Raw genomic sequence first — 10,142 nt, 5'->3', positions numbered from 1 at the left:
CGAGACGGCGTGCCGTTTCTCGCAGTCTATTGGCGAAGTCCGTGCTACCGGTGGGTACCGGTTATCCGAGAAGTTCGTGAAGCGGCTTTGCGATGTCGCATTGTCGTCGATGATGATCGTGCTGTTTGCACCCATCATGGCGCTCTTGTCGCTGTATATTATCACGGTGTATCGGGTATCGCCGATCTTTCGCCATGACCGTGTCGGTCTGGATGGCAAGGTCTTCTCCTGCCTGAAATTCCGCACCATGGTGCCCAACGCCCGCGAGGTGCTCGACAAGCTCCTGGCCGAGGACCCGGTCCGGCGCCGGGAATGGGAACAGACGCAAAAGCTGAAGGACGATCCGCGGGTCTTTCCCGGTCTGGGAAATCTGATGCGTCAGTCGAGCCTGGATGAGCTGCCGCAGATCTTCAACGTGTTCTTCGGGGATATGAGCATTGTGGGTCCGCGTCCGGTGACGCGCGAAGAGCTGGTCCATTACGGAGCGGACAAGGCCTATTACGAGGCCGTGAAACCGGGCATCACCGGTGCCTGGCAGATCGGTGGTCGGTCTGACACGTCATACGAAGAGCGCGTCTCGCTGGATGTGTGGTATGTCCGCAACCTGAGCTTGCGGCTTGATCTTCAGATTTTCTTGAAGACCGTGCTCTTGTTTGTCACCGGTCGACTGTCCGGCGCTGTCTGACCGGGCCTTCGGGCCCGGGGATGTCCCCAAAATCTGAAGGACGTGTTATGCTCGATGGCGAGCATGATTATGAGGAGCGGTGCCGACAAGAGCCAGCCGACCAGAAGCCATGCAATCCAGGATCCTCCCACCACCAGCCACACGCCAAGGCATGATCCGATTGAAACGGCTGAAGAAAAGAACAATCTGGATATGATCATTGCTTATCTGGACCCTGCCTGTTAGCAAACGCGAATTCGCACCCGTTCTCGCGCGGAGTCGAATGCCCTGATGTTGCGGGATTTCGACCATAAATGGAACTTCAAATTTGCTTTACAAGTATGTAAGCCAAATATGGCCGCGCCGGTGACGGGACATGAATATTGATATTGGCATCTGTACGTTCCGTCGCGACAGCCTATACGGGACCCTGGAAAGTCTGGCCGCCCAGCAGGGTCTGGACAGTCTGACACTCCGGATCATCGTTGCTGACAATGATGAACAACCCCTCAAACAGGCCGAGATTGAAGCGCAGGCAAAAGAGCTTGGGCTGAATCTGTGGTATGTACATGCCCCGGCCCGCAATATCTCGATCGCGCGCAACGCCTGCCTTGAACATTCCGATGCGGACCACCTGCTGTTTATCGACGATGATGAAATCGCCGGACCGGATTGGATCGCCAGTCTTCTCGAAACCGCGTCACAGGAACAGGCTAAAGTTGTGTTTGGCCCGGTCCACGCGGTCTACCCGCCCGGCGCGCCCGACTGGATGCTTGAGAACAAAGCCCATTCCAGCGTGCCATCGGCCCTGAATGGCACTGTAGAGACCGGGTTTTCCGGCAATGTCCTGCTGGACCGGCGCGACCCGGCCCTGCGCGCGGCCCGGTTCCGTCTCGATTTCGGTCGAACCGGGGGGGAAGATATCGATTTCTTTTTCCGGCTGCATCGCAGTGGCGTTCCCATGGCAATCTGCACAAGCGCCATCGTCCATGAACCGGTGGCCCCTGGGCGCCTGTCTTTCAAATGGCTTTGGACCAAGACCCGGGCGACCGGCACGATCTACGGGTTCTGCGCCCTGCAGGGGCAGCCGCAAAAGCGACCGGTGCTGCTGGTCAAAAGCCTGGCCAAGGCGACATATTGCGGGATGCGCGCGGCAGCCTCGGTGGCGCGCAAAAGCAGATGCGCCTTCTGGGCGCTTCGGGGCGGGTTCCACCTCGGGGTTCTGAAGGGCTGTTTTACCAGGCCAAATCACGAATTTTACGGCTGACGCCAGCTGCTGGCAGCAGGCCGATCCGGCAAAGATCAAGCTTGCCGGAACACATCAACAGCGGTTTCGAGTTTCCGGCGCTGCAGCAGGACCGTAAGCCCTAGCCCCACGGCCAGAATGCCCCCGGCCAGGGCGATTTCCGCCACATGCCCGGGTGACAGGGCGTGCCGTAGGGTGATGTGACATCCCACCATGAGGCCGGACATCAGCACCGGCACAAACAGTGCGCGCAGGCAATCGGACAGACTGATCGGCACCACCTGTTTGGCCAGATACCAGCCGCGCGGCACGATCATGAACCCCCAGACCGAAATCGCGGCCGCAACCGCCAGCACATCGGAAAGTGCCGCCGCTGCGACAACCAGCGTAATATAGAGTATTGCGGATTCCGTGCTCAGCCTGACATGCAGGTCCGTGCGGTTGGTGGCGCGAAAGATGCAGGCGACCAGCACCACGGCGATCGCTTCAAAGGTAAGGCCCGAGATGGACAGGGCAAAGATCGGTGCGACCTGCGCCCATTCCGCCGACAGCATCACGGTGAAAATCGCCGTTCCCGCCACAGCCGTCATCGCCAGGGCCGGAAACAGAAGCGTTGCCATCAGCTTCATTGCGCCCAGATAGATCTCCACCAGCCGTGCAGGGTCGTCCTGCGCTTTGGCCATGCGCACATAGACAACGGTCGAAACCGGACCGACCAGGCCAAATTGCGGCAGTCTGGAAAACCGCGCGCTCATCGAGAACAGGCCCAGCGGCGCCTCGCCATTGAACTTGCCGATGGCGATGATGGCGGATTGTGCCTTGATCGCTGAAATTGCAGAAACGGCCAGGGCGTTACGGGCAAATAGCAGATGTGTCCCGATCAGGTGCGGTTTGAAGGTCAGGTTGGGCCGGAATCTGGACAGGGAGACGATTCCTGCCAGCCGGACGATTGCCAGGGAAACCTGCTGTGCCACCAACGCCCAGACCCCTGCCCCCAGAATGGCCAGGACAACAGCAAGGCCAAGGCTGACCACCGTCGTGATCGTCTGGACCTTGGCGATGCCGGTATAATTTTCGCGCCGCTCGACCTCGGCATTGGGGGCGGCGGACACCGCCTGACATAGCGGAACAATCGCCAGCGCGGCCAGGATCGGCACCAGGCCCGGTTGTTCGAAAAAGGCCGCCCAGAGCGGTCCGATTGCAAGGATGATGAGGGCCAGCCCGACCCCCACCGCAACCATCAGCCAGAAGACGCTGACCCATTCCTCGTGATCATAAGACGGCGCCCGGATCAGCGAGCGCCCGAGCCCGGCATCGCTGAGTACGCTGCAAAACACCACCACCGACATGGCCATCGCCATCAGGGCGAACTCGTCAACCGTCAGGTGCCGCGCCACGATCGGCAGCACCAGAACCTGGGACAGGGCCAGGAACAGGCGCGCCGAGACAAGCGAACTGACATTGACGAAGAACCCTCTGGCCGAACGCCCGGTGGGAGGCTGGTTTGCGGCCATCTATCAGTCCAGGGTTTTCACATCCGCCCAGTCAAAGGTCTTGATCGCCTCGCCGGGCTGCGTCTGTGCCAGCCAGTCCGGTTGCGCGAATCCGGGCCAGCAATCGCCCCCCTGTACAAAGGCGACCGGCACATAGGCGCTGCGGAACTTGTCGTCTGAATAGAGCCCGTCAAAAGCATTGTCGGCATGCGACCAGAAGGCCAGCGAATTACCTTCCGCGCAGGGCCGGTTGAAGGCGGCCAGCACGTCGGGGGCGTGTTTCCAGAACGTGTCCTTGTCAAAGCTTGCATGGTTGCGCATGCCGACCTTGACCGGGTTGGCATGGGCCATCTCGACCCAGTTCAGGCCCAGCAGGTCGAGGATTTCGCCGTTATAGGCCAGCGCGATGCCCCCGGCGGGGCCGACCCCGATTGTGGGACGCGGTTCGATCTCGTTCAGGAAATGGCCAAAGCCAAGCCCCTGCTCGACCAGCGTATATTCCTTCCGGATGTTGAAGCGCGATTGGTAATATTGCATCCAACCGGCCATCAGCAGGCCGATCGCGGCGGCTCCGGCGGCCAGCACGGCCGGGCCTCTGATCGCAGAACTCCGGGCCTGGGTGAGGCCCGCGGCAACCAGCAGCGCCAGGCAGAGCGGCAGCAGCGGGGCCACCGGCTGATAGAACCGCCACAGCACGAAGTGATCGCCGCCAAGCGCTGCATAGACCAGCAGAATACCGAACACCGCGGCCCCGGCCACCAGCAGCGCGCGGGCACCGGGCCGGGCCTGCGTCGCGCTGATCAGCGCCCAGAGCACGCCGCCCAGCCAGATCACCACGAAGATCTCGACAAACGGGCTGCTCAGCAGGAAATCCAGCAGATATTTCAACCCGTCTTTCAGGCCCTGGACCGTATCCGAGGAGACCTTGGCATAAAACGTGTTGGGAAAGGGCTGGCCGAAATAGGACAGGCGGAACGCGGTGACCGCCACAAACGATGCCAGCGCGGCCAGCACGCCCCCCCCCACCGCGCGCCAGAACCGGGGCGCGAGCAGCAGGCTCAGCACCAGCAGCCCGATCGCGGCGGCGATCCCTTCGGGGCGCACCAGCGGCATCAGCAACGCCGCAACCAGCAGGCAGAGCGTATGGCCCTGCCCCCGGTCGTCCTCGACCAGCCGGGCCAGCAGCGACACCATCCAGATCAGCAGCATCGACCAGAGCGCCAGTTCCATCATCGTCCAGACCGACCACATGAAATAGCCGGGGCTGGCAAGCAGGCAGGCCGCCAGGACCCAGATGGCGGGGCGCGGGTCGATCTCGAGCCAGTCGGCCAGCGCCCGTGCCAGCCGCAGCGTGGTATAGACCGCCGCCAGGGCAAAACCGGCGCAAAGCGCAATGATGAGGAGTTCCGGTGTCGGCGTCAGGCTATAGGCCAGGGTCAGGATGGCGACCCACAGGAACGCGGTCGAGCCTTCGACCCGTTCACCGCCGACATTGTAGACATAGCCTGCGCCATTGGCGACGTTTTCCGCATATGACCGCGTGATGGCGGCGTCGTCGATGCCGATGGCAGGCAGCCCGCCCGAGAGCAGCCAGGCCAGCGCCGCGCCAATGACGGTCAGGCCCAGTGCCAGAAGGAAATCCTCGAAATGTCGTTCCTGTGCCATTGTCGTGTCCGGTCTCTTCAGAATTTCGTTTTCATGAATATACGTTCGGGCAGATGCGTGATCACCGCCATCAGGGCACGCCAGCGCAGGTCCGAGTAGACCTGCCTGCCCTTTTCCATGGCGCTCACCACCCGCTCGGCGAATGGCTCGGCATCGCTGGTCAGCGGTCCGGGCAGGTCCATGCCCTCGGTCATCGCGGTTCTGACAAAGCCCGGCTTCACGGTCATCACATGCAGGTCGCTATCCGCGTATTTCTGGCGCAGCCCGGACATGTAGGTGGCGAACCCGGCCTTGGCAGAACCGTAGACATAGTTCTTTGCCCGCCCGCGATCGCCCGCAACAGAGCCGATTGCAACGATCGAGCCGCCGGGTTCGGCCATGCGTGTGGCGGCCTGTTCCAGAAACAGGCAGGGCGCCAGATAGTTGCTGTCCACGATCAGCTTTGTGGCCTGGGCATCCCCGGCATCGCGATTCTGATCGCCCAGCACGCCGATGGCGCAGATGATGATCGACGGGGTTGCGGGCAGGCCATCGAGAAAGCCTGCATGCCCGTCCAGGTCCAGAACGTCGAACTCATGGGCGGTGACCGCGCAATTGTAGCGGATCGACAGGTCGGACACGTCACTGTCCAGCTCCCCTGCCCGGCGCGCGGCCAGCATCAGCGGATGGCCGCGCTTGGCCAGGGCGGCAGCGATGCCGCGGGCGATACCGGAGCGGGCACCGAGGATCAGGGCGGGACGGTCGGCAGGTGTCACAGATTTAACCTCTGGGATAACAGGGATTGGAACAAGGGGCGCGATCCGGTGGCGTCACGCAGGCTGCGAAAGATGGGCACCCCGTCGGCATATCCGGCTTCCAGCGTGGCTTGGCTCATGCGGCTGTCCTTGGCCATGTAAAGGCGGCCGCCATGCTGGCAGGTAATCTCGTCCATCTCCGTCATCAGTGTCAAAGCCTCGGGGGACAGTTGAAAGTCGAGCGCCAGAGTATAGCCTTCCATCGGGAAGGAAAGCGGGCGTTCCGGGCTGCCGGGTCCGAACCGTTTGAGCACCGCAAGGAACGATCCCAGACCGGCATCGGAAATGGCGCCCAGCAGTTTCAGCAGCGCCTCGCGGGAACTGGACAGCGGGAAGGCGCATTGGTACTGGGCAAACCCGCCTTTTCCATACATGCGGTTCCATTCCAGAATGGCATCCAGCGGATAGAAATAGGTGTCGTAATCGACCAGCTGGGTTTCGGGTTTTCCGGAATTCACCCTGTAATAGAGCCGATTGAAGGCGCGCAGCGTGTAGGAATTCAGCGCCCAGGAGGGCGCATCCATCGGCATGCGCAAGTTGCGGCGGGCGGGGATGTCGAACGGGCGTTCCGCTTTGGCGCCCTCCAGCGCGTCGGGCGTTGCATGTTCGCCCAGAAACACCAGCGAGCGTCCGCGCGCGGCCCCTTTGGCCAGGCAGTCGATCCAGGCCACCGAATAGGTCGCGTCGTGATGCGCCTCGAAAATCTCGATCGCCTGATCCAGATCGCTGGCCTGAAGGGTCTTTTGGGTGATCCAGCCCGAGTGGATCTGCAGCAGCTGTGTACAGACCGTCAGAATATGCCCGGTCAGACCGTTGCCGCCAATCGTGGCGTTGAACAGATCGATGTTCTGCTCACGCGAACAGCGTCGCGTCTGACCATCCGCGCAATAGAGGTCGAACCAGAGGACGTGATCTCCGAAACTGCCGACCTTGTGGTGGTTCTTGCCATGGGCATCCACCGCGATCAGCCCGGCCATGGTCACGAATTTGGTCCCCGGCGTGACCGCTGGAAACCATCCGCGCGGCACAAAGACCTGCAGAATCTCGGCGATGCTCAGACCCGCCTCGGCGACCAGTTCGCCACTTGCCGCATCAAAGGACAGGATGCGGTTGCGCAGCGCCCCCATCAGCGTCAGGTCGGGATTCATCGCGATATCACCATAAGAGCGGCCATGTCCGCGGGCGATCATCCCCTGCCCCGCCTGTGGGCTCAGATCCGCCAGGCGGCCGGGATCGAGCGGCGCGGTGTTGCACGTTCTACGGGGCCAGCGGGCCCAGCCGGACAGGGGTTGCAGCGTGCTCATGCCTTATGTCCGAACCCCGGATGCGCGACAAAGACGAAGCGTTTGTCCAACTGGTATTTGGTGCAATAGCCGATGCTCAGCCCCAGCACCGCGCCGGCCTCGCGCATCAGGTCACTCTGCCAGATCAGCCAGAACCCGTATTCGGTGCCCCAGAAGATCACGGTCGTCACCACACCCATCAGCGTATAGAGACCGAATTTTCGGGTCTGCGCATCCTTCGAAACGTCAAAGAAAATCCAGCGCTTGTCGAGGTGGAACTTGACCACCAGACCGGTCACCGTGCCGGCGAAAATGGCCAGCGGAATGGCGAAACTGCCCTCATAGAGCGCCAGCGACAGGCGCTGCGTAAGCAGATTGACGATCGTGGCCACAACCGCAAATGCGCTGTAGCGGAAGACGAGCTGGGTGAGTGTCATAACAGTGCGCTCGCCACAAATATCGCGCCGCAGCAGGCAAAGACCAGCAGGCTGACCCGGTCGCGCAGTGCAAAGACGATGGGATCGTCATCCATTTCCCCGCGATACGAGACGATCGCCACCCGGTTGATCCAGTAGAGCAGCAGCATGCAGACCAGCCAGAGCAGCTTGGGTTCGGAATAGAGGCTGGCGACATTCGAGTTCGACACGTAAAGCGCCAGAATGACGATTGAGCAGTACCCGGATGCCAGCATCGCGCCCAGCACCACCGGCAGATCGGAGACGCGATAGCCCCGTCCATCGGTGCTGGTCAGGTTGCGGGCTCGCAGATCGGTCAGCTCCGAAATCCGTTTGACCGCGGCCAGCGACAGGAACACAAACATGGAAAACGCCAGCAGCCATTCCGACAGCGGGATGCCGCTGGCCGCCCCTCCAGCGATGATCCGGATGGTGTAGAGCGCGCCCAGGGTCCAGATGTCGACCATCAGCTTGCGCTTGAGAACCAGCGAATAGGCGAATGTCAGAGCCACATATCCCAGGAGAACAGCGGCAAAGGACGCCGAAAGGATCAGCGCGATCACCATCGCGGTCAGGAACAGCGCCCCGGAATGCACCACACCATGGGAGACCGGAATCGTCCCGGCAGCAAAGGGGCGGTTGCGTTTGCGCGGGTGCTGGCGATCCACATGCAGATCCAGCATGTCATTGATCAGATAGATGCTCGAAGCCGCCAGGCAGAAGGCGCAGAAGGCAAAAAACGATGGCAGCAGCATCGCCATGTCATGCGCGGCCAGAGCGGGCACAAAAACAAGCAGGTTCTTGAGCCACTGATGCGGGCGCATGGCCTTCACGTAATGACGCGCCCGCCCGAGGGTGCTGTCGGCGTCATCTCCGGTCAGATGGGTGGCGTCGAGGCCCATGTCATCGACATGCTGTCGTATGGATGCGTTCGACCCGACCGTGATCGCCTTACGGGCCCGCGGCCACACATCGAGATCCGCGCGCGAGTCCCCGACATAGTCGAAGCCTTTCTCGCCAAAGCGATCAACCAGCCAATCGGCCTTTTGCGTGCCGGACAGGTTGCGCGCGGCATCCGAGCCTACAGCCTCATCAAACAGGTTCAATTGCTCGGCGATCCGGCTGACCTGCCGCTGGTTCGAGGCCGAGACCAGCAGCACCTTGCGCCCGTCTGCCCTGGCCGTACCAATGAGGTCGAGAACTTCGTCGCGCAGGGGAACAGAGGCCGCATCGACCACCATTTCGGAGGCCAGCCTGTCTTTGAACTCGGCCTTTCCCGACAGCAGCCAGGTCGCAATCTGCGGCAACTTCACGGGATGCTTTGCAATGAACAGCAAAAGCGCCTCATGCATCGTGTCGGATTTTGTCAGCGTACCGTCCAGATCGACGATCAAAGGTACATCTGAGTGATCGGACATGTCCATATCAGGGGTGTCAGCCATCTCGCGCCGCGCTGCAAAGGTCGACATCATATCTTTCCAAAACCAAATAATCGCAAAACTCAAGAAGCCCGGGGCTTCAGAGGAAATTCTAAATCATGTCGAACGCAGAGTTGGAAGGATAATCTCTCTGCGTGCTGCTGCGGGCTACCGCAAGGCCCAATATATATTCATCCTGGGCCAAGAAAACGAGAGCTCAAAACAAATTTGCAACAGGATCTTCGCCGTCGCCGGATCGTCCAGCAAAAGGAAACCGAAGCGCCGAAGACCTGTTCATTGTTTCCCGTACCCGGTTGAGGGGTCGGGAAAGCGATCCGCAGGCCTGCCGGGCATGGCCTGCGGTTAGAGGCATTCAGAAGATGAAGTCGTTTGCTTCAAGCTCCCCGGAGCTGATGCCGATCAGCGTCATCGTGTTGCCGAGCCCGTCATCGATCACGACATTTGCCGAGCCCGACAGATGCGTCTGCAGGGCGGCGAAATTGTCGATCGCGGCCACGCCCGAAAGATCGATCCGGTCGCCCGGACCGAAATCCAGAACCTGATCGGCGCCGGTCGAGAACACCATCGTATCCGCGCCTGCACCGCCGCGCAGTATGTCGTTGCCCGCGCCGCCATCCAGCAGGTCGGCGCCATTGCCACCCGAGAGTTCGTCGTTGCCGGAAAGCCCGAGTACGGTGTCATTGCCGTCACCGCCAAAGGCCGTGTCGTTGCCGGTGCCGCCCCGGATTTCGTCATTGCCGCCTTTGGCAAAGATCCGGTCATATCCGGCCCCGCCCCCGATCACGTCTTTGCCCTCGCCGGCCATGATCGTGTCGCGCCCGTTGCCGCCCCAAATCGTGTCGTTGCCCGCGCCGCTATCCAGTTTGTCATTCTGCGCGCCGCCACCGATCCGGTCATTGCCGCCACCGGCAGAAACCGTGTCATCGCCCTCGCCGCCCCACAGCGCGTCGTGACCGCCCAGGGCCGAAACATAATCGTCGCCTTCAAGGGCGGAAACCATATTGTCGCCGGAACCGGCAATGATCCTGTCATCGTCGGAGCTGCCCTTGAGGATGTCGTCACGATGGGTGCCGCGCAGTTCCTTGTCGGTTGTGTCGTTGTGA

At 61.5% G+C, this 10,142-nt stretch carries 9 protein-coding genes; 2 read left to right on the top strand and 7 right to left on the bottom strand.

What is annotated here, in order from left to right; translation table 11 throughout:
* Nucleotides 1–685: sugar transferase (locus Q5Y75_RS28085; RefSeq protein WP_306203597.1), on the top strand; the 685-nt coding region annotated here is incomplete at its 5' end.
* Nucleotides 686–1,040: 355 nt separating this feature from the next.
* Nucleotides 1,041–1,931 (top strand): glycosyltransferase family 2 protein, encoded by an 891-nt coding sequence (locus tag Q5Y75_RS28080; RefSeq protein WP_306203595.1) that lies wholly within the window; start codon nucleotides 1,041–1,043, stop codon nucleotides 1,929–1,931.
* 35 nt (nucleotides 1,932–1,966) lie between these two features.
* On the opposite strand, the gene Q5Y75_RS28075 is transcribed toward Q5Y75_RS28080, so the two are convergent.
* From Q5Y75_RS28075 to Q5Y75_RS28045, 7 genes are all read right to left on the bottom strand, one after another.
* Nucleotides 1,967–3,424 (bottom strand): oligosaccharide flippase family protein, encoded by a 1,458-nt coding sequence (locus tag Q5Y75_RS28075; protein WP_306203594.1) that lies wholly within the window; start codon nucleotides 3,422–3,424, stop codon nucleotides 1,967–1,969.
* Between the two features lie 3 nt (nucleotides 3,425–3,427).
* A complete protein-coding gene (locus Q5Y75_RS28070) occupies nucleotides 3,428–5,068 on the bottom strand; it encodes a hypothetical protein (protein WP_306203593.1) in 1,641 nt (546 codons plus the stop codon).
* Nucleotides 5,069–5,085: 17 nt separating this feature from the next.
* On the bottom strand, nucleotides 5,086–5,823 hold the full coding sequence (locus tag Q5Y75_RS28065) for an SDR family NAD(P)-dependent oxidoreductase (protein WP_306203592.1): 738 nt from the start codon (nucleotides 5,821–5,823) through the stop codon (nucleotides 5,086–5,088).
* Entirely contained in the window at nucleotides 5,820–7,166 is a 1,347-nt protein-coding gene (locus tag Q5Y75_RS28060) for an FAD-binding oxidoreductase (RefSeq protein ID WP_306203591.1), read from the bottom strand. Before Q5Y75_RS28060 ends, Q5Y75_RS28065 begins: the two co-directional genes overlap by 4 nt.
* Nucleotides 7,163–7,582 (bottom strand): GtrA family protein, encoded by a 420-nt coding sequence (locus Q5Y75_RS28055; protein WP_306203589.1) that lies wholly within the window; start codon nucleotides 7,580–7,582, stop codon nucleotides 7,163–7,165. The genes Q5Y75_RS28060 and Q5Y75_RS28055 overlap by 4 nt, the downstream gene beginning before the upstream one ends.
* Nucleotides 7,579–9,069 carry a UbiA family prenyltransferase gene (locus Q5Y75_RS28050; protein ID WP_306203588.1) on the bottom strand — a complete coding sequence of 497 codons (1,491 nt, stop codon included), beginning with the start codon at nucleotides 9,067–9,069 and terminating at the stop codon, nucleotides 7,579–7,581. The genes Q5Y75_RS28055 and Q5Y75_RS28050 overlap by 4 nt, the downstream gene beginning before the upstream one ends.
* Before the next feature lie 322 nt (nucleotides 9,070–9,391).
* On the bottom strand, nucleotides 9,392–10,142 hold a 751-nt coding region (locus Q5Y75_RS28045), incomplete at its 5' end, for a calcium-binding protein (protein ID WP_306203587.1).

This window comes from Ruegeria discodermiae (genome assembly GCF_030758345.1).
Taxonomy (GTDB): domain Bacteria; phylum Pseudomonadota; class Alphaproteobacteria; order Rhodobacterales; family Rhodobacteraceae; genus Ruegeria_C.
Note: the sequence above shows the minus strand (reverse complement) of the source record. Positions and strands in the feature narration are given on the sequence as shown.